The following is a 20,400-nucleotide window of genomic DNA, read 5'->3' as shown; positions in this document are numbered from 1 at the left end:
TCGCCCGCGATCGACTACTTCGTCGAGAACGCCGCGTCGAAGGCGGCAGCGGGCGGCGTGATCGCGTTGAGCTTGCGAACGAACTCGATAGCCTCGGGCGCGCCCTGCAGGCGGTCCATGCCCGCATCCTCCCACTCCACCGATGTCGGCCCGTCGTAACCGATCGCGTTGAGCGCGCGGAACAGCGGCTCCCACGGCACCTGGCCGTGCGCGGTCGACACGAACGTCCAGCCCCGCCGCGGGTTCGCCCACGGGAGATGCGACCCCAGCACGCCGTTGCGGCCGTCGAGGTTGGTGATCGACTCTTTGACGTGCACGTGGAAGATGTGGTCGGCGAAGTCGAGCACGAACGCCACCGGGTCCAGCTGCTGCCACATGAAGTGCGACGGGTCGAAGTTGATCCCGAAGCTCGGTCGGTGGCCGATCGCTTCGAGCGTCGCCTTCGCCGTCCAGTAGTCGTACGCGATCTCCGACGGATGCACTTCCAGCGCGAACCTCACGCCGACCTCCTCGAAGACGTCGAGGATGGGGTGGAACCGGTCGGCGAAGTCCTGGTAGCCGGCGGCGATCCACTCATCGGACGCGGGCGGGAACATCGCCACGGCCTTCCAGATCGACGACCCGGTGAAGCCGGTCACCGTCGTCACTCCGAGCGCGGCCGCCATCCGGGCCGTCAGCTTCAGCTCCTCCGCAGCCCGCTGGCGGACCCCTTCGGGCTCACCGTCTCCCCACACGCGGTCGTTCAGGATGTCGCGGTGCCGCTCGTCGATCGGGTCGTCGCACACCGCCTGGCCGGCGAGATGGTTGGAGATCGTCCACACCTTCAGGCCGTTGCGCTCCAGGATGTCGCGCCGCGACTGGACGTAGGCGTCGTCGTCCCACCGCGACACGTCGAGGTGGTCGCCCCAGCAGGCGATCTCGAGGCCGTCGTAGCCCCACTCGCCGGCGAGGCGCGCCACCTCTTCGAATGGCAGGTCGGCCCACTGGCCGGTGAACAGAGTGATCGGACGGGACATCGGATGCTCCTTTGTGAGATGGAAGTCGTCTACACGCGCTCGCGCACGCCGGTCCGCACCCAGGCGGAATCCTTGGCGGCGCTCTCCTCGACCGCCGCCAGCACACGCTGCACCGTCAATCCTTCCGCAAACGACGGGTGCGGCTGGGTGTCTTCGGCGATCGCGGTCACGAGGTCGACGACCTGGTGCACGAATCCATGCTCGTAGCCGAGCATGTGGCCGGCCGGCCACCACGCGGCGACATACGGATGCTGCGCCTCCGTGACGAGGATCGTGCGGAACCCCTGCCGGTCGGCCGGATCGCGGCGGTCGTAGAACTGCAGGCTGTTGAGGTCTTCGAGGTCGAACGCGAGCGCGCCTTCGTCCCCGGAGACTTCGAGAGTCAGGGCGTTCTTGCGGCCGGTGGCGAACCGGGTCGCCTCGAAGGAGACGAGCGCTCCACCCGACAGACGGCCGGTGAAGATCGCGGCGTCGTCGACGGTCACGTCGCCGTAGCCGTCGGCGGCGACGGCCGACAGGCCCGAACCGGCCCCGAGAAGCGGGCGCTGTTTCACGATCGTCTCGACCGTGCCCGAGACGGCATCGACCTGCTGGCCGGTCACGAACTGGGTCATGTCGATGATGTGGGCGCCGATGTCGCCGAGAGCTCCGGAACCGGCATGCTCCTTCTGCAGGCGCCAGGCGAGCGGCGCCCGCGGATCGACCAGCCAGTCCTGCCGGTAGGCGGCGCGGACCTGCTGCACCGTGCCGACGGCCCCCTGGGCGATGAGGTCGCGGAGGAACGTGACCGCCGGAACGCGCCGGTAGGTGAAGCCGACCATCGCCTTCACCCCGCGCTCGGCGGCTCGCGCGGCGGCCTCGGCCATCGCCTCGGCCTCCTCGACCGAGTTGGCGAGCGGCTTCTCGCACAGAACGTGCTTTCCCGCATCCAGTGCTGCGATTGCGATCTCGGCGTGCGAGTCGCCCGGTGTCACGATGTCGACGATGTCGATGTCGTCTCGCGCGATCACCGCGCGCCAATCGGTCGCCGACTCCGCCCATCCCCAGCGCGCCGCGGACTGCGCCACTGCATCCGCATTGCGTCCGACCACGACGGCCATCTCCACAGCGCGCGGCAACTCGAACACACCGGGCGCCTGACGCCAGCCCACCGAGTGGGCGCCGCCCATGAACCCGTGGCCGATCATGGCGACCCGCAGTGGGCGGGTCATGCCAGTACGACCTCTCGTTCGACGGGGACGCGGTTGGTCACGTAGCGGCCGGGACCGCCGTCGGTGCCGGGCATGATCTGCATGTAGAGCAGCCGCATCGTGAGCACGACCTCGACGGTCAAGGCCTCGCCGGCCGCGGGTGCGTGGTCGAGGCGGATGACGACATCCGGCCGGTCCGCGACGAACCAGAGCGTCTCGGACTGCTCGGGGAGCTCCTCGATGCGGTAGCTGCGGCCGCCGAGCTCGAACCGCAGGTCGTCCTTCGGGATCGGGACACCGTTCACGGTCGCGCCGACGTCGTCGACGGCGGACAGCCAGAGGCTGCGGTACCAGGGCAGCTGGACGGAGACGGCGATCCCGTCAGCGGTGCGGCGGACATCCTTCTCGGCGAACAGGGAATTGTGGGTGGCCATGATCTGATCCCTACTTGAAGGTGTCGGTGAACGTGTCGTGCGGAACCGGCGGCACCGGATCCAGCTTCTGGACGGTGCTCGGGCTGTACGGGTGGTTCTCGTCCGGCACCGGTTCGTCGGCCTTCGGCATGAACACCGGCCGGCCGTCGTCGCCGAAGTACATCAGGTCGAGGTCGAACGCGCCCTGATTCTTCTCGCCGAAGCTGACCCAGTTCTCCTCGAACGGTGCCCGGGCGAGCTCGTAGCAGCGGAACTTCCAGATCTTCCACTCGCCGTCCTGGCGGAGGAAGTCGATGGCGTATTTGCACCACACCCAGTGCGCCCAGACCTTCTTGCCGAGCACCTCGCCGGGCGAGTACATGTCGGGAAACGCCGCGGCGACGGCCGGGTCGGTCAGGCCGGACTCGGTGCCGGCCATCAACCAGACACCCTTCGCGGTCTTGCCGTCGGCCGCGACCTCGATCACCGGCGTCGTGGTCGCGTGCAGGATGAGCTTGCCCACCGGGGCCGGGCGCCCCTGGTGATAGCGGATGACGCTGTCGTAGTCGGTGTACTGGCCCGCGTTCGTGTACCGGGCGCGAATGCCGTCCGTTCCCCGCTTCACCCAGAGCCGGATGATCTGCTCGTCCTGGAAGGCGTTGTGGAGGTACATGTACCGGCTGAACAGGTTCTCGATCTCACCCCGGTCGGCCGCGCGCCGGGCGAGCTGCTGGGCGCCGGCGACCTCATCGCGCAGGCGGGCGATCTCGGCGGCGAGGTCGGCGACGGATGTCTCGACGGTCTCTGACATTGTTCTCTCCTGTGCTCAGGCCGGAACGCCGGCGACGGCTTCTTCGATGGTGCGGCGCATCAGCGCGTGCTGCTTCTTGACGAGGTCGATCGGGTCCGCTTCGCCCAGATCCGAGAAGGCGTGCCCCTCCCACTCGCTCGACAGGAACCCCTGGTAGCCGCCGGTCACGAACTGGCGCACGATGCGCGGGATGTCCATGGCCGGCTCTTCGCCGTCGGCGCCGATGTCGTAGAACTTCGCGTGCACATGGAAGATCTGCGGCATGATGTCCAGCCACTCCTCCGGCGGGACCAGCCCGTGCATGTTGAACGCCAGCCGCGTGAACGGGCCGAACCGCAACGGGTCGACACCCTCACCCCGCAGGTAGTCCTCGAACTTCTGGTTGCGCACGTGCATGGGTGCCGGCTCGTGCCAGATCTCGTCCATGACCGAGAAGTGCTTCTCGTCCAGGCCCATCTTCGCCAGCTGGGCGAGCAGCGTCGGCGACAGGCTGTGCATCGTCGACGAGAAGTCCGCGGTGAAGCCGAGGCGGTCGCTGCCGAGCTCGTCGTAGAGCTCACGGATGCCCAGCACCGTCGGGTCGTTCGGCCCCTGCGGTGCGTGGATCTCGTAGCCGAGCCGCTGGTCGTACTTCTCCGCCAGTGGCAGCAGGCTCCGCAGCAACTCCCGCCCCGCAGACCGGATCACGACCCGCTTGAAGCCGAGGGTGTGCGCCGTCTTCAACTGCCGCGCGAGGAAGTCGTGCTCCTCGTCCGGCGTCATGTCGCGGTCCTTGCGGCGACCCATGTCGAGGTTCGTGCCCACCGCGCTCGGCTCGAGCCCGTACTTCTCCATCGAGTCGAACCACAGCTTCACGAACTCGGCATCGACATCAGGGTAGGTGCGCAGCAGCTGCGCGATGTTGAACTCGACCCCCGGCCCGATCCCGTTCTCCGCGACCGCCGCGATCAGGGTCTCCGGCGTGTACAGGCCTGCCGCGAACTCACTCGTCATCGAATACAGGGTCGTCCCCAGCTCGATGCCGGTCCCGGCGATACCGTTGCCGCTCATGCGCTTACTCCTTCTGTGCTCGGAAGCCACTGGGCCAGCTGCGCGCGGGCCTCGGCCGTGTCGGTCACCATGCGGCTCCCGGCGTTCTGCGCCGCGGAGCGCTGGACAGCCTGCTCGTCGCGGATGATCTCGAACGGCGACTGCCAGTGGTTCCAGTGCCAGCCTTCGTACTCACTGGAGATCGCACCGTTGTACCCGTTGCGGACGAGCAGTGCGATCAGGTCGCGCACGGGAACGGACGGCTCTTCGTGATTCTCATCGATGCCGAAGAACTTGCCGTGCACGTGCTTGATCCACGGCATGATCTCGAGCCAGTCGTCGACGCGGGCAGGGCCGAACAGCCCGGTGCCGTTGATCGCGAAGTCGATCCCCAGGTCGGGGCGCCCGTTCTGCGCGGCCAGGCCGATGAACCGCCCGAACCGCTGGCCGTGGTCGGCCTGGTCCGCCGGGGGTCCGGCCCGGTAGAACTCGTTCCAGAGCTCGACGACTTTGGCGAGGAGCTCTTCCGACGCTCCCCGGCGACGGTAGGCCTCCAGGAGGGACGGCGCGAAGCCGATCGTCGTGGCGCCCCAGTCGGCGGTGAACCCGAGGAAGGGCGAACCCACCTTCTCGTACCGGTCCCGCAGGGCGAGGATGCGCGGATGGGACGCGTACTGGTCGGCGTGCACCTCGAGCGCGAGGGTGACGCCGTAGCGTTCGGCGACGGGCGCGAGCGCCTCCATCGAGTCGGGGGTGATCGAGATCTGCACGCGCGCGATCGGGAACCCGAGCTTCGCCGCGGCCTCGATCTGCCGGCGCATGTATTCGATGAGCTCGTCCTGGTCGAGCATCCGGTCGCGGTGGATGCCGATGTCCGCGTTGATGGCGAGCGACGTCTGCACGAGCCCGACCTCGCTCACCAGGTCGCGGAACCAGCCGGCGAAGGAGTCCTCGATCACGGGGAAGCCGCGGAGGCTGGAGAACCCGATGACTTCGAGGCCGGGTCCGTAGCCGTCGGCCGCCACCTTGCGGATGAGGCCTTCGAGATCGTACTCGCGACCGTGGAACGCCCGCGTGAAACTGTAGAGGGTCACGCCCTGGATCGGTGCACCGAGGCTCATGCCGTCACCGCCTTCATCGTCTTGCTGTCGTGCTCTTCGATGTGGAGCACTTCGTCGTCGCCGATCACGATGTAGGGGATGTAGAGCGTCAGGTCGACCGCGACATCGTGTTCGGCGTCATCGGCGGCGACCGGAAGGTCACCGGATAGCACCGCGGAGTCGAGCGGGAACCACCATTCCTCGGTGTCGTCGGCCATCTCGGCGAACGTGCGGACACGTCCGTTGAGCTCCCAGCGCAGCGAGTCCGCTGGAGCGGGGATGCCGTCGATCGCGAGCGTGGCGCCCGCGATGCAGGACGCCGGAAGCGCCCGGTACCAGGGGATGCGCACCTCGACCGCGGCGCGTCTGCCGTCGGTCGTGAGCGTGCCCTGTTCGATGATGCGATCGGGGATCACACGTCCTCCTTGACTACTTTGTCCATGTTTCTACACTCTAATGTCGGAATCAGACATAAGCAAGAGATCATTCGCCGGCGAACTCCCTCGCGATGCGGCGAGCGCCCTTCACCGCGAGCCCGACCGAGGTCAGCGTTGGGTTGCACGCCGTCGCCGTCGGGATGACGCCGTTGCCCGCGACGAAGAGTCCGGGCGCCGCCCAGACCTCGCTGTCGGGGCTGCAGACGCTGCGTCCGTCGTCCGTCTCTCCCATCCGCACACTTCCCTGGTAGTGCAGCGAAGCACCCAGCGGCATCGTGAACGGTCGATCGCCGATGGGGTCGCCGACCGCCTTCGCGAGCCGGACGATCTCGTCCTGCGCCCGCTCGATCACCGCGTGGTCGCGGTCGGTGAGCCGGTAGTGGATGCGCATGGCCGGCATCCCGTACCAGTCCAGCTCGTCGTCGCGGAACTCGACCCGGTCGTCCCAGCTGAGGTCTTTGGCGCAGAACAGTCCGAGACCGACGATCGAACCCGGAACAACGGGGTCGTCGTCGGCGAGCGGCACTGGTGAAGCGTCGAGCTGCATGACCTGCCCGTGGAACGGGAGGTCGTCGGTGAACGGCACCCAGCTCACGCCGCTCTGCTCGCTGATCGGCCCGTCGACGACCTCGGCCGTGCCGAAATCGCCGTGCGTCTCCGTGGCGGCGGGAGCGGCATCCCGGATGCGCGTGGCGTAGACCACCTGCGACTGGTCGTTGAGCATCCGCCCGAGGGCGGCTGGGCGCACACCGGATGCCCACAGCACCTGCGGCGTGCGTAGCGCGTCGGCGGCGACCACGACGTAGCGCGCTCCCACGGTGTGCAACTCGCCGGTGTGGCGGTCGCGAACCTCGACACCGGCGGCACGGCCGTCGTCGAGCAGCACGCGCGTCACGAGCGACTCGTCGTAGAGCGTGAAGCTCGCATTGCGGCGGGTGGCGTCGCCGAACACGACATCCGACCCCGACCACTCGAGACGCCCGTCGTCGCGGCGGTGCACGGCCAGCGGCATCCGCTGTACGCGCTGCGCGGGCTCGCGGTCGTCATCGACTGCGTCCGCGAGCCGCTCCCGCACCACGGCGGTGAACGGAGCGCCGTCGAACGCGTCGGTCGTCACTCCGAGGAGCCGGCCGGCGTCGTCGAGCAGTTCGTCGAGCTCGGGTAGGAACGGGATGCGCTCGCTGCCGCCCGGCCGCGGGCACGCGCCGGTCCAGTGCGCGCCCATGCCGCCGACGTTGCTCGAGAAGGCGACGACGGGCATCCCGTCCTCCCCCGGCTCCTGGAAGCCGTGGTCGAGCAGGTAGGTGCCAGGCCGCGCGCGTCGCAGGCCGGCGGTCACGGCTCCCGGCGAGTTCACCGTGGCAGCTCCCGCACCGGGCCCCTCGGATCGCTCCTGGGCGTCCGCGCGTGCGGCCGCATCCTCGATGTTCTTGACGTGCGAGCCGGGCGGGTCCGACACGGTGGGCCCGACCTCGAACAGCGCGACCACCGCATCCGGGGCCTCCTCGGAGAGGATGCGGGCATACGTGGCGCCGGCCGGACCGCTGCCCACGATCGCTACGTCGACGGAGTCGGGATAGCGGCTCACGCCGTCGCCGCCAGTTCGCGGATCAGTGCGACCGACGCCACCGATTCCTGGGTCGGGTAGTACTCGAGGCCGATGGGGCCGTCGTAGCCGGATGCGCGCAGGACGGCGAGCGCGGCCGGCCAGTCGATCGCGCCGGAGCCAGGCTCACCACGGCCGGGCGCGTCGGCGATCTGCACGTACTTCACCAGGTCGCCGGCGCCCGCGAGCTCGACGGCCGGGTCCTCGCCCTCCACGGTCGAGTGGTACAGGTCGTACAGGACACCGAAGAACGGCGAGTCGACGCCCCGCGCGACATACGCGGCCTCGGATGTGCGGTCGAGGAGCGAGCCTGGGTGGTCGACGCGCACGTTGACCGGCTCCAGCGTGAGCGTGATGCCCGATCCGTCGATCTGCGCGATCGCCTTCTGGTAGATCTCGATCAGTTTGTCGAGCTGGACCTGGCGCTTCCAGCCGCCGAAGCCCGTGCCGCTGCCGACGACGATGCGCGGACAGCCGAGGTCCTGCGCGATGGCGACCCCCTCGTCGAGCCTGCGATAGAACTCCGAGTGGTCCCACGGCGGGATCATGAACTGTGTGCGCGGCTCCGACAGCTGCGCCGTGAGCGCAGTTCCGGTCTCCTCCAGCGCGGCCTTGAGAGCCGGAAGGTCCTTCGGCGTCGCGGGTGCGTCGGCGCCGGTGGGGCCCCACATCTCGACGGCGGTGAAACCGGCCGCCGACGCCGCGCGCACGCGGTCGTGGTAGTCGCCGGCCTCGGTGAAGAGCAGTTCGATGTTGGGTGCGAGTTGATACATGTCGTCTCTCGTTTCAGGGCAGGGATGGGTCAGAACATCGGATGGTCGTGGGCGGGGTTTTCGGGGACGACCTGCAGGACGTCCCAGTGCTCGACGAGCTTTCCGTCGGCGAAGCGGTAGATGTCGGCGACGGCTGCGTCCGGCCGACCGGGATGCGACGCCTTGACGTGCACCATCGCGAGGTCGCCGTCGACGAGGATCCGCTGGATCTCGAACCGGCCGTCCGGGCTGCGGTCGAACTTCGGGGTGAGCGCCGCGACCGCTGCCGCCGGCCCATCGGCGATCGTCGGATTGTGCTGCGTGTAGTCGTCGGAGACGAGGTACGCGAAGGCATCCGCGACGCGCTTCTGCGTGTAGAAGAGGTCGCAGAACCTCTCGAAGGCTTCCCGGTTGCCGGTCATCGCGGACCTTCTTTCGTTGGCGGGACGGGCGACGCGAGGGGCAGGAGCGGTGCGAGCGTCACCGGTCCGAGCAGTCCGGTCGGATCCTGCTGGGCGAACGCGGAGAAGAAGTCGGGCTGGGCTTTGGCGAGCGTGTTGATCACGTCGACCTGGATCGTGTTCAGGTCTGCAAGGACGCCCTCGGGTACGTCGAACACGTAGGGCGGCGCGATGCGGGTGCCGAGGTCGACGCCGTTGAGGCGCACGGTGGCGAGTTCGAAGACCTTCCCGAGGTCGAGGATGTGCGGACCACCGCCGTCGGTGTCGGCGTCGAAGGTCGCCGTGTACCGCGCCGTGCCGCTGAAGCGGGGCAGCAGGTCGGGGTCGCTGAGCGGGCGGAGTCCGTCGAGGTCGCGCCGGTCGGCGAACGCGGGAAACTCCTCGGCCGTCGCGGTCTCGACCCACCAGCCGGCGGACAGTTCCACCGCGTCGCCGCGTTTCTGGGCGGGGAGGACCACGAGGCCGTCCCACGCGGACGGCGCCCCAACGAGGAGCACGGTCGCCTCACCCGGCCCGAGGACGACGTCGACGGTCGTCGCCTTCCGGCCGCGCTCGCCGGGCACCGCCGTCAGCAGTCCCGTGAAGGCTTCCAAGGCGACCACGTCGCCTGCGCGGGGAATCGTCACGGCGGTGCGCACGGTGTCGCTCACCGACTCGTTCACCAGCATCACGACATCCGCCTCGCCCTGGTCCACGCGGAGCACCCGCAGCGACGGCGAATGCCCTCCGATCCGCACTGCGCGCTGGGTCATCCCGGCCACGGCCTCAACGAGCCCGCGCTGCGACACCGCCCGGAACCGCACCCGGAGCGCATCCGGGGCTGCACCCGTGACCGCGGGCACATCGCCGACGAAGACCACGGGGACCCCGGCGTCGTCGAGTCGCAGGAGTTCGTGCGCGACATGCTCGGGCAGGTAGGCGCTCCCCGGCACGATCAGCGCGTCGTACGTCTCTGCGCCGACAGCGAGCCTCGTCCCCGCGATGCGTGCCGTCGGCAGCGCGTCGGCGGGCACGATGTCGGCGTCGAGCTGCGCCTCCATCAGCAGGCGGAGTGGTCGCTCGCACGGCATCGCGGCACCGAGCCACTCGGCGTCCGCGTGGTAGAGGACCGCGAACGGAGCGATGTGCGCTCCGCCCTGCAGCAGGTGGCTCAGCCGGTTCGTGTACTCGCTGAGCAGGTGCTGGTGCGGATACTGCGGATTCTGGCCGTGCGCGAAGAAGTGCGGTGGGCAGTCGAGATCGGGGAACGGCGCCGGCGAGAACGCGTGCGGCACGACGTGGGTCACACCGCGCACCAGGAGGTGGTTGGTCAGCCAGGTGAACAGCCGGAGCCCCGCATACCAGCCGTACGCCCCGATCGTCTCGCACATCGAACGGCCCTGCTTGAGAGGGTCGAGGTGCGCGGCCGAGGAGGCGAGCTTGGCGAGCCCGAAGTGGAAGAACTCGCCGTCGGCGGCGCCGGACATGGTGCCGAACGGCCCGCGCGAGAATCCCGGGACGACCTGGCCGCCGATGATGTCGATCCCGGCCATGTCCTGTCCGGCCATCGCTCGGAAGTAGTGCCCAGCGCCCGGGCCGAGGTGCGCGTGGGCACCGTTGTCTTCGATGACGTGCCCGATGTACTCGACATCGTGGGCACGGCACCAGTCCCCCAGCCGCCTGCTGAAGTTCTCGGCATACAGCGTGGTCACGACATCCATGAACGCGTAGCGGACGCCGCGTTCGCGGCCTCCGGCCGGCCACCAGAGCTGGGGAAGCAGAGGAGTCGCATCCGCTCCGAGCCTCTGCGTCAACCGGCTCGCGACGTCGTCGTTCCACGGCAGTGGCACGGCCTTGCCGAGCTGGGAGCCGAAATCGAACGTGTCCGGGTCGTTGTACAGCCCAGGCTCATCGCTGAAGAACCCCGCGATCGTTGTGCCGAAGTCGTCGGCATAGCGTTCGTGGATGCGCTCGTATACGGTGTCGAGCAGCAGCTGCGTCGACGCCGAGTTGAGGTAGTCGACGTGGTGGGCGTGCCGTTCGCTGCCGCCGTCGCTGGTGACGGAGAGGAAGAAGACGCGCCACCAGCCCTCGGGGATGTCCCAGTACAGAACACCGTCGACGATGCGCTGGGTGAGCTCGACGGGTTCGCCGGTCAGTTCGTCCGAGCACTCGGCGCGTGGGTAGGCCACCACGGAAAGCAGGCTCCCCGCGTCCTGTTCCGCCTCCGGTCCCCAGAACTTCCGGCGCTCGACGATCAGCGAGGCGCCGCGGGCCGGCCCGACCACGTCGGTGTGCCGTTCCGTCAGGAAGCGCCGCCGCGCATCCGGCGCTGCCGTCTCGACGGCGCCCGCGGCGTGACCGGTCGGGAACGTGTCGTCGTCGAAGAACCAGACCTTCATGCTCCGTCGGCGTGCGATCTCGAGCACAGCGTCGACATCCCGCCACCAGCCGTCGCCCAGAAAATCCGGATGCGGCCTCGCCTCCAGGATCACGGCGCCGATCCCGGCGTCGCCGATGCGCTCCATCTCCTCGCGCACGACCTCGAGGGGTGCGCCCTTCTGCCAGAAGAGCGGCATGATGGCGTTCGGCGCGGCGCCGTCGACGGCTGCGCGCAGGCGCTCGAGTGTCATCGTTCCTCCACACGAAGTCGCGCGCACACCTGCGAGGTTCCGTCCCCGACGGTGATCGAGAAGGCGCCCGGCTCGAGCACGCGGTTCGAGCCGTCGGCCCAGAAACTCAGGTCATCCGTCCCGAGAGCGAACGCGACACGAGTCGCGTCGCCCGCAGCGAGGGAGACGCGCTGGAAGCCACGGAGGCGGCGGACCGGCTGCGTGACAGAGGCGACCTCATCCTCGATGAAGAGCATGAGGACGTCGTCACCGGCACGGTCCCCCGTGTTGCGCACCGTAACCGACACGTCGATGCGGTCGCGGAGTTCGCTCGGCGTCAGCGCGTGCGCGGAAAGGGTGAGCTCGCCCAGCTCGAACGTCGTGTAGCTGAGACCGTGGCCGAAATCGAACCGGGGTCCGAGTGGCAGATCGAGATACTTCGACGTGTAGTAGTCGTCGGTGTTGTTCGGTCCGGTGAAGTCCGTCATCGTCTCGGAAAGCAGGGCGCCGCCTTTCCGGGGTGCGCGCCCGGTCCGCTCGTGGTCGTAATGGATGGGCACCTGCCCGACGGCACGAGGGAACGTCATGGGCAGGCGGCCCGCCGGATCGACGCGCCCGGAAAGGGCCGCCGCGATCGCCGCGGGAGCCTCGATGCCGAGATGCCAGACGCACAACGCCGCGTCGACGCGCTCGATCCACTCCTCGACCACGAGGGGGCGCCCGGCCACCAGCACGACGACGATGCGTGCGCCCGCATCCGCCAGCGCGTGGACCAGCCTCACCTGCGCCTCGGGAAGCGTGATGTCGGCACGGGAACTGGCTTCACCCGAGAGGCGGCTCGGCTCGCCGAGAGCGAGAACGACCACGCGGGCCTGTGCTGCGTGCGCGACGGCCTCCTCGATGGCAGCGTCCGTCGTCTCGAAGAAGCCGGCACCATCCACAACGTCCCAGTCCACGTCGGGGAGTTCGGCGGCGAGTGCATCCGCGAGCGGCTTTTCCACGCGCGTCGCGAAATGCTGCACCCACGCGCCGAGGTGGTCGAGGCTTCGGGCATAGGGGCCGGCCAGCAGGACGCGACCGGAGCCAGGCAACGGCAACGCGCCGTCGTTCGTCAGAAGAACGGTGCAGCGTTCTGCTGCTTGCCGCGCGACCGTTCGGCGCGGCGCTGTCGCGGCATCCGGAGCAGCGGATGCATCGACATACGGCCGCTCGAACAATCCGAGCCGCTCCTTCAACTCGAGCACGCGACGTACCGCGTCGTCGATACGCGCCGGAGACACGTCATCCGGTGAGAGCAGGGCGACTCCGTCGGCGTCGACGAGAATCGATCCCCCCATCACCACATCGATCCCGGCCTCGAACGCCAGCGCGATCGCCGCGCGCTCATCGGCGGCCACGCCGTGGTCCACGAGTTGGGCCACACCGTCGGCGTCGCCGACCACGACCCCGTCGAATCCCCACTCCTCCTTGAGCACCCCGGTCAGCAGCGCCCGGTTGGCGTGCATCGGATGTCCGTTCAGCGCGTTGAACGACGCCATGACCGACGTCGCGCCGTGCTCGACGCCGACGCGGAAGGTCTCGAGGTACGTCTCGCGCAACCGTCGGTCGGAGACATCCGTCGTGTTGTAGTCGCGCCCGCCCTCCGCCGCGCCGTACGCAACGAAATGCTTCAGGCAGGACGCCATGCTCTCGGCGTCGGTCAGATCATCGCCCTGGTAGCCGCTGACTCTCGCTGCCGTGAACACGGAGGCGAGCATGACGTCCTCGCCGAAGCTCTCGACGACACGTCCCCAGCGCGGATCGCGCACGATGTCGACCATCGGCGAGAACGTCCAATTCACGCCGTTCGAGCGGGCCTCGGCGGCCGAGACGCGTGCATCCCACCGCGCGACCGCCGGATCGAAGCTGGCGGCCTGCGCCAGCGGCGTCGGGAAGATGGTGAACTGACCGTGCACGACGTCGAGCGCCACCAGGAGCGGGATGCCGTGCTCCGTCTCCTCGACAGCGATCCGCTGCAGCGCGTTCGTCTCCGCGGCACTCGGTGGCCAGAAGGTCGAGCCGATGCCGCGACGTACGAGCTCCTCCCGCTCGGCGGCGTCGCGTCTCCACACGATCTGCAGCTGCAGAAGCTTCTGCGGCCACGACATGCGACCGATCAGGCCTTCGATGTCGAGACTCATCGCGCGGCCTCGGTTGCGGGCGGGCGGTAGCGGAACCGGCGGAACACGACGTCGGCGTCGCCCGTCGCGAACAGGGCGGGTCGCAGGCTTTTCAGGTCGTTCATCGTGGCCGAGTGCGCACCGGACGTGTCGTAGCGGACCCCGTGGCGCATCCAGTCCTCGCCCGGCCGCCGGTGCCAACCGGTCACGATGTGCTGGTCGTTGCGGAGCCGCAGCTGGATGGTCGCACCCGGCTCGGCGGGCTCGCGCCAGTGCGTGCGGATGCCCCCGGCGAAGCTCTGGAGCTGGACGCCGTCCCAGCCCATGCCGTAGAACAGCCGGTTGTTGAAGTAGAGCAGGAGGCCGCCGGCCGCGCCGTCGGTCACCTCGAGTTCCACCTCGATCTCGTAGGCGCGATCCATCGACCAGGTGGTCAGCGGCGACGTGTCGGCGGGCGACGTTCCCGCCCCTCGCAGCACGAGCCCGTCGGCGAAGTGGACGCGGTCCCGTTCATCCCTGCCCGGGTTGTCGAAGACCCAGCGCTCGCCCCAGGCGGCGGCTGCGAAATCATCGGAGGGAGCCGGGAGGGCGACCGGCTCCGCATCCGCGACCGGCTTGCGCAGCGGGGCGCCGACATCCGTGGCCGCCGCAACCGGCCAGCCGTCCTCCGTCCACTCGATCGGTTCGAGCAGCGCCTGCCGGCCGAGGGTGCGGTAGCCGTTGGCGTAGCCGTGCGACATCATCCACCAGGTGCCGTCACTTGCCTCGAGGATCGTCGCGTGCCCCCGCGACCACCAGGACTCGTCGGCCGACCACGTGCGCGCGACGGGATTGCCCGGCGCGTTCTCCCAGGGGCCGAGAACGGAGCGGGACCGGGCGACGATCACCATGTGTCCTGTGGCCGGTCCGCCGGTGCCGCCGACGGCGCTCACGAGGTAGAACCAGTTCCCACGCCGGAAGAACTTCGGGCCTTCCAGCGCATACGCCTCGGTGATCCACTCATCGGGGTAGCGCCAGCCGTCGTAGGCCGGTTCGAGGTCCGTGACGGCGCGCAGCCCGTCCGCGCTGAGGCGGCAGCGACGGATGCCGCTGACGAACAGGTAGCGCTCGCCGTCCTCGCCGAGGATGTGGCCCGGGTCGATCGCGCCCGAGATGCCCGTGTAGACCGGGTCGCTCCACGGCCCCTCCGGGTGATTCGCAGAGATCACCCAGATCTCCGGTTCGGCGATCACGTCGGACCATGCGCTCGGGATGAACGGGATGTAGAGGTAGTACCGGCCGCCGTGCTCGACGAGGTCCGGTGCGAACACGGTGCTCAGCGGGCTCTCCAGCGCGCACGTCACGAACGTCCAGTTCACCAGGTCGGGCGAGCGCCAGATCGTGAGGCCCGGCGACGCGTCGAACGACGAATACGTCAGGTAGTACTCACTGCCGACACGAAGCACGGACGGGTCCGGCCGGTCGCCCGGCAGCACAGGGTTGAGGAAGGTCCCGTCCCCGAGGTCGGGGCCGGAACGCGCGTGGACCGTCATACCGGCTCAGCCCTTGAGCCCGCCCGCGTAGCCCTGGATGAACTTCTTCTGCGCGAACGCGTAGAACGCGAGGATCGGGATCATCGACACGATGACGACTGCGAAGATCAGATTCCACTGCGAGACGAGCGAGCCGACATAGCTGTACATGACGACCGGGAGCGTCTGGTAGGCCGTGCCGTTCAGGAAGATCAGCGCTGTGAAGAAGTCGTTCCAGACGATGAGGCCGGCGAGGATGGCGACGGTGCCGGTCGCCGGGGACATCAGCGGCAGGACGATCCGCGAGAAGACCTGGAAGCGGTTCGCACCGTCGATGACGGCGGCCTCCTCGTACTCCTGGCTGAGATTGCGGAAGAAGTTCGCGTAGAGGAACACCGACAGCGGCAGCAGCATGCCTGTGTAGATGAGCACCATGCCCCACGGGTTGCCGACCAGGCCGACGGTGCGAGCGCCGATGTACAGCGGCAGCGTACCGAGCTGGGTGGGCAGGATGATCGCCACGAGGAACAGGTAGTAGGAGCGACGGCTCCACCGGCTGGTCGAGCGGGCGATTCCGTAGGCGGCGAACGAGCCGAGCACGATGAGCAGGAAGATGCTGCCCGCCGTGATGATCACGCTGGAGGCGAGCCCCGCCCAGATGTTCCCCGAGGATGACGAGGCCGGCGACAGCAACGTGACGAAGGCGTCGATCGTGGGATGCGCGGGCGGCGCGACCGCAGCGGAGCTCAGGATCTCCGGCAGCGTCTTGAGCGATCCCATCAGCAGGATCCAGAACGGCAGCAGAAGGATGACGGCCGCGAGGATCGTGATGATCTCGATTGTGAGGGTCTTCTTCGTGTAACGGAACACGGTTCACGCCTCCTGGTTCGAGCGGTCGCGGGTCGCCCACTGCTGTGCGATGGAGAAGATCAGGATGAGGAGGCTCAGCACCAGCGCCAGCGCGGCACCGAAGCCGAATTCCTGGTAGGTGAAGGCCGTCTGGTAGACCTCGAGGGCCAGGGTCTGCGTCGCCCCGGCCGGGCCTCCGCCGGTGAGTGCGACGACCTGGTCGAAGACGCGCAGGCCCTGGATGAGCGTCAATGTCGTCGCGATGGCGACGGACGGCCTGATCAGCGGGAGCACGACGAACCGGAACCGGCCGAAGACGCTGGCGCCGTCGAGGGCCGCCGCCTCCTCCATCTCGACCGGCACCGTGGCCAGGCCCGCGAGGTAGATGACCATGACGAAGCCGATGTTCTGCCAGACCATCACGATCAGCACGCACCAGATGGCGAGCGTCGGGCTGGCCAGCCAGTTCTGCTTGGGCAGGCCCACCCCGCTCAGCAGCTGGTTCAGCGGGCCGTTGAAGTCGAAGATGAACTTCCAGATGTACGAGACCGCGATGGGCGCGATCACGACCGGCATGAAGACCAGCGTCCGCAGCACATAGCGGGACTTGAGACCGCGGTTCAGCGCGAGGGCGAAAAGGAGCCCGAAGACGTTGGTGAGGATCAGGAAGCCGAAGGCGAGGAACAGAGTGTTCCAGAGCGAGCCGACGAGTTCGGGGGTTTTGAAGATCTTGACGAAGTTCTGGATGCCGACGAAGTCGAACGCTCCGAGCCCCGACCAGTTGGTGAACGCGAAGAACCCGCCGGCGATGGTGGTCACGTAGATCACGATGACCATCAGCACCAGGGCGGGGACTGCCCACCACCAGCTGCCGAGCCGCACGTGGTAGGACTTCGTGCGGGTCTTGTCACGCCGGGGGACCTGTTTCGCCCCGCTTTCTGCTGTCGTCGGGACCACCTCGGTCTGCATCGTCATCGATTCATTCCTTTCAGCCGGAGATCGGTGGCCGGCCCAGTCGGACCGGCCACCGGATCAACCGGATCAACCCCAGTCGGTGTCCATCTGCTCCAGCACCTGCTTGACGGTCATCTGACCGGTCAGGATGCCCTGGACACCGTTGCCGAGGTCCGTGTAGACCTTCGCGTTCGGCCAGTCGGTCGGAGCGTACCCGCGGGTGTCGTTCGACGCGATCATGTCCTTGATTCCTTCATACTGCGGCAGCACCGTCGAGGTGCGGCCCGTTGTCACCGGAATCGTGCCCGTCGCGGCCGAGTACGTCTCTTGACCCTTGTCGGAGACGATGAACTTCAGGAAGTTCTCCGAGAGCTTCGGGCTCTTGGTCTTGGCGCTGGCGGCGACGGACTGGTCGGCGCTCAGCGACAGGTAGGTCTTCGTTCCGCTGGGAGCCGCGACCGGCAGGGCGATGAGCTTCACGTGTCCGCCTGCGGCGACCATGATCTGCTGTGCCGCTGCGCTCGGCGCGAAGAATCCGAGGATCTTGCCCGAGGAAGCGCCATTGGTGAGAGCGTCGAACCCGGCGCTCGTCGCGCCGTCCTGGAAGCAGCCGGCGTCGTACATCTTCTTGATGGACTCGAGGGCCGTCGTCCAGCCCTTCGTGCCGGCGAACGTGGTCTTGTTCTTCGCGCGGTCTTCGTTCCAGTTCTTGTTCGGCCCGTACACGGTCGACGTGGCGAGCGCGACAGCCAGGATGCCGTTGTTCTGGTACGTGGAGCCGGCGAGGCCGTAGATCGTCTTGCCCTTGGCGCGGGCTGCCCCGCACTGGGAGATGATGTCGTCGAGGCTCGTTGAGGCGTCGATGTTCACGCCGATCGACTTGGCCAGCTCGTCGTTGTAGATGACGCCGTTCGCCTGGGTTCCGAGCGGCACACCGTAGATCTTGCCGTTGTAGGTCCAGAGCTGTTCCTGGCCCTTCGGCAGTGCCGTCTTGATGGCCCGGTCGGTGAGCTCGAGCAGTTGGCCGGCCTTCGCGAACGGGATGATCGAGTCGACCTGTCCGGTGCCGCCCTCTGCATAGAAGGTGTCGGGCGCGTTTCCGCCCTGGACGCGGGTGGCGAGTGCGGTCGCGTAGCTCTGCGTGGGCAGGTTCAGGGTCGTGACCGTGACGCCCTTGTTGTCCTTCTCGAACGCCTGGGCGAGGTTGGTGTACGCCGCCTTGTCCTGGTCGTTCGTCGCACCGAAGGCGAAGGTGATCGTCTGTGGTTCCTTCGCGGACGACGTCCCCGAGTTGGAGCACCCCGCGAGGAGGAGCCCGGCTGCGGCGGGAATGGCGAGCCACGCAAGCCGACTCCGTCGGCTCCTGTGTGATTGCTTCATGGAATGACCTCTTCTGGGACTTCATTGTCGATGAGGGCGCCGGCTGAGCTGTCGGCCCTCGGGTGGGCAACATGAGTCTCCCAGCACTAAAGCAGATAAACAACGGTACTTGTGCTTATCTCGCACATAAGCTCGATCGATACGCTGGGGCGGTTCCGCGGATATAGTGACCGTCGTGACCGATTACCCGTTGCTCTCGCGTCTGGATCTCAACCTGCTGGTTGCCCTGGATGCCCTCCTCACGGAGCGCAGCGTCACCCGCGCCGCCGAGCAGCTGCGGCTGAGCCAGCCGGCGCTGAGCGCATCCCTCGCCCGGTTGCGCATCCACTTCGGCGACCCGATCCTCGCCCGGCGCGGCAACACCTACGAGCTGACCCCGCTCGCCCTGCGGCTGGCCGACCACACCACCACCGCCCTCGAAGCCGCCCGCCGGGTCTTCGAAAGCCAGGCCACCTGGGATCCCGCCGAATCCGTGCGGGAATTTTCGATCTACGGCTCGGATTACGGCTTCACGACCATCGGCCGCGTCGCCTCCGAACTGGCCGCCGAGCGTGCGCCCGGGGTGCACTTCCGGTTCATGCTGCACAACCCGACCGTGGTCGAGGATGCCGCGAACCGACTGCGTTCCGTCGACGGCATGGTGCTCCCGCACGGGTTCCTCACGGAGCTGCCGTATGTGGACATCTGGAAGGACGAGTGGGTCGCGATCGTGTCCGACTCGAACGAGTCGGTGGGCGAAACCCTGTCCCGGGAGCAGCTGTCGAGCCTCCCGTGGGTCATGAACTACCAGACGCGGTCGGCGTTCACGTCGGCCGAACGGCAGGTCCAGCAGCTCGGCATCGAGCCCAACGTCGAGGTCGTCGTCGAGAGCTTTCTCGCGATCCCGCACTTCATCGCGGGGACCCGCCGCGTCGGCATCATCCACTCCGCGCTCGTCCCGATCGCGATGCGGGCCGCAGGGGTCCGCGTCGTGGGGCTGCCCTTCGAGCCGACGCCGATCGTGAACGCGCTCTGGTGGCATCCGGTGCACACCCACGACCCCGAGCACTCCTGGATGCGCGCCCTCTTTGTGGAGGCGGGCAGCATCGTCGCCGCGGGCAAGCACGCCTGAGGCGGGCGGCGTTTCGGGACGGGTACGTCACGAACTCGACGCGAGCCTGCGGTCCCGAGATGCGGTCGCAACTCGGAGGTGGGCGCGACCTCGTTATCGGCATTCGCCGGCACGTCACGCGCGCTCGGCGATCCACCCCGCGATAGCCCCGAGCGTGCGCGCCGCACCGGGGTCCGACGGCTCGTTGATGTGGGCGTGATCCGCACCGCGCTCCACGTACAGCGTCGCCTCGCATCCCGCGTCGGCGAGCCGACCGGCGAACGTCTCGCCCGACGGCCTCAGCCTGTCCGCCTCGCAGACGACCACGAGCGTCGGCGGGAATCCGGATGCGTTGCCGAGCCCGGGAAAAGCGTGCGGGTCGTGCAGACCCTCACGCGTGCCCACGAAGTTCAGGGACAGCCGGGTGAACGGCGAGTCGGGATCGGGAGCCGACCCCGGACGTCCGCCGTCGGGATGGAGGGCCGGGTAGACGAGGACGAGGCCCGCGGGCACCGCTTCCCGGGCATCCCGCAGGCGCGCGACCGCGCCCGCCGTCAGGTTTCCGCCCGCGCTGGCGCCGCCGAGCAGGAGCGCGTCGGCCTCGACGCCGAGGAGGTCCGGAGCATGGCCACGCGCGAATCGCCACGCAGCGAGAACGTCGTCCGACGGCGCCGGGAAATGTACATCCCCCAGGCATTTCACGTGGTCGATCGCGAGCACGGGGATGCCCCGGGAGGCGAGGTCGAGCGCGACCCAGTTCGACTCCGGCATGTCCAGATGGCCGCCGATGAAGGCTCCCCCGTGCACCCAGACGAGCCCGCGGCCGACCGGCTCGGCCGTCGCGTCGCGGTACACGCGGGCAGGCTGCCGCCCGTGCGGCGTCTCGATGGTCAGGTCGCTCGTCGTGACATCGGCGAGATGGGAGAACCGCCGACGCAGCGACGCGGTGTCGATGTCGGGTCGCGGGTCGACGGGCTCGCCGTGCTCCCGCAGGCGTTTCAGCGCCTCGCGGAGCGGGAGCGTGCGGATGTCCGCCTCGGTGTCGGTCACG

18 protein-coding genes are annotated in these 20,400 nt (G+C 68.4%); 1 reads left to right on the top strand and 17 read right to left on the bottom strand.

The window, feature by feature from the left end; genetic code table 11:
- Positions 1-14: 14 nt before the first annotated feature.
- From ACV7NN_RS12580 to ACV7NN_RS12505, 16 genes are all read right to left on the bottom strand, one after another.
- Positions 15-1,016: a sugar phosphate isomerase/epimerase family protein gene (locus ACV7NN_RS12580; RefSeq protein WP_463349915.1), complete on the bottom strand. Its 1,002-nt coding sequence runs from the start codon at positions 1,014-1,016 to the stop codon at positions 15-17.
- A gap of 29 nt (positions 1,017-1,045) precedes the next feature.
- Positions 1,046-2,227, bottom strand: a complete 1,182-nt coding sequence (locus ACV7NN_RS12575) for a Gfo/Idh/MocA family protein (protein ID WP_463349914.1) — start codon at positions 2,225-2,227, stop codon at positions 1,046-1,048.
- Complete coding sequence (locus ACV7NN_RS12570) at positions 2,224-2,640, bottom strand: C-glycoside deglycosidase beta subunit domain-containing protein (protein WP_463349913.1); 417 nt, start codon at positions 2,638-2,640, stop codon at positions 2,224-2,226. Before ACV7NN_RS12570 ends, ACV7NN_RS12575 begins: the two co-directional genes overlap by 4 nt.
- A gap of 10 nt (positions 2,641-2,650) precedes the next feature.
- Complete coding sequence (locus ACV7NN_RS12565) at positions 2,651-3,430, bottom strand: nuclear transport factor 2 family protein (RefSeq protein WP_463349912.1); 780 nt, start codon at positions 3,428-3,430, stop codon at positions 2,651-2,653.
- A gap of 15 nt (positions 3,431-3,445) precedes the next feature.
- Entirely contained in the window at positions 3,446-4,480 is a 1,035-nt protein-coding gene (locus ACV7NN_RS12560) for a sugar phosphate isomerase/epimerase family protein (RefSeq protein ID WP_463349911.1), read from the bottom strand.
- The gene (locus ACV7NN_RS12555; RefSeq protein ID WP_463349910.1) at positions 4,477-5,580 is read right to left on the bottom strand and encodes a sugar phosphate isomerase/epimerase family protein; all 1,104 of its coding nucleotides are present in this window, start codon (positions 5,578-5,580) and stop codon (positions 4,477-4,479) included. The genes ACV7NN_RS12560 and ACV7NN_RS12555 overlap by 4 nt, the downstream gene beginning before the upstream one ends.
- Entirely contained in the window at positions 5,577-5,975 is a 399-nt protein-coding gene (locus ACV7NN_RS12550) for a C-glycoside deglycosidase beta subunit domain-containing protein (protein ID WP_463349909.1), read from the bottom strand. Before ACV7NN_RS12550 ends, ACV7NN_RS12555 begins: the two co-directional genes overlap by 4 nt.
- A gap of 67 nt (positions 5,976-6,042) precedes the next feature.
- The gene (locus ACV7NN_RS12545) at positions 6,043-7,584 is read right to left on the bottom strand and encodes a GMC oxidoreductase (protein WP_463349908.1); all 1,542 of its coding nucleotides are present in this window, start codon (positions 7,582-7,584) and stop codon (positions 6,043-6,045) included.
- Complete coding sequence (locus ACV7NN_RS12540; RefSeq protein WP_463349907.1) at positions 7,581-8,375, bottom strand: TIM barrel protein; 795 nt, start codon at positions 8,373-8,375, stop codon at positions 7,581-7,583. Before ACV7NN_RS12540 ends, ACV7NN_RS12545 begins: the two co-directional genes overlap by 4 nt.
- A 29-nt stretch (positions 8,376-8,404) precedes the next feature.
- On the bottom strand, positions 8,405-8,776 hold the full coding sequence (locus tag ACV7NN_RS12535) for a nuclear transport factor 2 family protein (protein ID WP_463349906.1): 372 nt from the start codon (positions 8,774-8,776) through the stop codon (positions 8,405-8,407).
- Complete coding sequence (locus tag ACV7NN_RS12530) at positions 8,773-11,427, bottom strand: hypothetical protein (protein WP_463349905.1); 2,655 nt, start codon at positions 11,425-11,427, stop codon at positions 8,773-8,775. The genes ACV7NN_RS12535 and ACV7NN_RS12530 overlap by 4 nt, the downstream gene beginning before the upstream one ends.
- Positions 11,424-13,586, bottom strand: coding sequence for a glycoside hydrolase family 3 N-terminal domain-containing protein (locus ACV7NN_RS12525; RefSeq protein ID WP_463349904.1), 2,163 nt, complete (start codon positions 13,584-13,586; stop codon positions 11,424-11,426). Before ACV7NN_RS12525 ends, ACV7NN_RS12530 begins: the two co-directional genes overlap by 4 nt.
- A complete protein-coding gene (locus ACV7NN_RS12520) occupies positions 13,583-15,097 on the bottom strand; it encodes a family 43 glycosylhydrolase (RefSeq protein WP_463349903.1) in 1,515 nt (504 codons plus the stop codon). The genes ACV7NN_RS12525 and ACV7NN_RS12520 overlap by 4 nt, the downstream gene beginning before the upstream one ends.
- A gap of 6 nt (positions 15,098-15,103) precedes the next feature.
- Complete coding sequence (locus ACV7NN_RS12515; protein WP_463349902.1) at positions 15,104-15,946, bottom strand: carbohydrate ABC transporter permease; 843 nt, start codon at positions 15,944-15,946, stop codon at positions 15,104-15,106.
- A 3-nt stretch (positions 15,947-15,949) separates the two neighbouring features.
- The gene (locus ACV7NN_RS12510) at positions 15,950-16,900 is read right to left on the bottom strand and encodes a carbohydrate ABC transporter permease (protein WP_463349901.1); all 951 of its coding nucleotides are present in this window, start codon (positions 16,898-16,900) and stop codon (positions 15,950-15,952) included.
- Between the two features lie 66 nt (positions 16,901-16,966).
- Positions 16,967-18,259 (bottom strand): ABC transporter substrate-binding protein, encoded by a 1,293-nt coding sequence (locus ACV7NN_RS12505; protein ID WP_463349900.1) that lies wholly within the window; start codon positions 18,257-18,259, stop codon positions 16,967-16,969.
- Positions 18,260-18,434: 175 nt separating this feature from the next.
- On the opposite strand from ACV7NN_RS12505, the gene ACV7NN_RS12500 reads away from it, so the two are divergent.
- Positions 18,435-19,370: a LysR family transcriptional regulator gene (locus ACV7NN_RS12500; protein WP_463349899.1), complete on the top strand. Its 936-nt coding sequence runs from the start codon at positions 18,435-18,437 to the stop codon at positions 19,368-19,370.
- Between the two features lie 114 nt (positions 19,371-19,484).
- On the opposite strand, the gene ACV7NN_RS12495 is transcribed toward ACV7NN_RS12500, so the two are convergent.
- A complete protein-coding gene (locus ACV7NN_RS12495) occupies positions 19,485-20,399 on the bottom strand; it encodes an alpha/beta hydrolase (protein ID WP_463349898.1) in 915 nt (304 codons plus the stop codon).
- Position 20,400 lies beyond the last annotated feature (1 nt).

The sequence above is a fragment of the Leifsonia sp. Ger2509 genome, from assembly GCF_055231915.1.
This window is presented reverse-complemented; position numbering and strand designations above follow the sequence as displayed.

What these genes read in the sequence shown, in the direction of transcription:
- ACV7NN_RS12535 (WP_463349906.1), bottom strand. Translation starts at nt 8,776, where the DNA reads ATGACCGGCAACCGGGAAGCCTTCGAGAGGTTCTGCGACCTCTTCTAC.
- ACV7NN_RS12510 (WP_463349901.1), bottom strand. Translation starts at nt 16,900, where the DNA reads ATGACGATGCAGACCGAGGTGGTCCCGACGACAGCAGAAAGCGGGGCG.
- ACV7NN_RS12570 (WP_463349913.1), bottom strand. Translation starts at nt 2,640, where the DNA reads ATGGCCACCCACAATTCCCTGTTCGCCGAGAAGGATGTCCGCCGCACC.
- ACV7NN_RS12575 (WP_463349914.1), bottom strand. Translation starts at nt 2,227, where the DNA reads ATGACCCGCCCACTGCGGGTCGCCATGATCGGCCACGGGTTCATGGGC.
- ACV7NN_RS12555 (WP_463349910.1), bottom strand. Translation starts at nt 5,580, where the DNA reads ATGAGCCTCGGTGCACCGATCCAGGGCGTGACCCTCTACAGTTTCACG.
- ACV7NN_RS12520 (WP_463349903.1), bottom strand. Translation starts at nt 15,097, where the DNA reads ATGACGGTCCACGCGCGTTCCGGCCCCGACCTCGGGGACGGGACCTTC.
- ACV7NN_RS12540 (WP_463349907.1), bottom strand. Translation starts at nt 8,375, where the DNA reads ATGTATCAACTCGCACCCAACATCGAACTGCTCTTCACCGAGGCCGGC.
- ACV7NN_RS12565 (WP_463349912.1), bottom strand. Translation starts at nt 3,430, where the DNA reads ATGTCAGAGACCGTCGAGACATCCGTCGCCGACCTCGCCGCCGAGATC.
- ACV7NN_RS12530 (WP_463349905.1), bottom strand. Translation starts at nt 11,427, where the DNA reads ATGACACTCGAGCGCCTGCGCGCAGCCGTCGACGGCGCCGCGCCGAAC.
- ACV7NN_RS12560 (WP_463349911.1), bottom strand. Translation starts at nt 4,480, where the DNA reads ATGAGCGGCAACGGTATCGCCGGGACCGGCATCGAGCTGGGGACGACC.
- ACV7NN_RS12525 (WP_463349904.1), bottom strand. Translation starts at nt 13,586, where the DNA reads ATGAGTCTCGACATCGAAGGCCTGATCGGTCGCATGTCGTGGCCGCAG.
- ACV7NN_RS12580 (WP_463349915.1), bottom strand. Translation starts at nt 1,016, where the DNA reads ATGTCCCGTCCGATCACTCTGTTCACCGGCCAGTGGGCCGACCTGCCA.
- ACV7NN_RS12505 (WP_463349900.1), bottom strand. Translation starts at nt 18,259, where the DNA reads ATGAAGCAATCACACAGGAGCCGACGGAGTCGGCTTGCGTGGCTCGCC.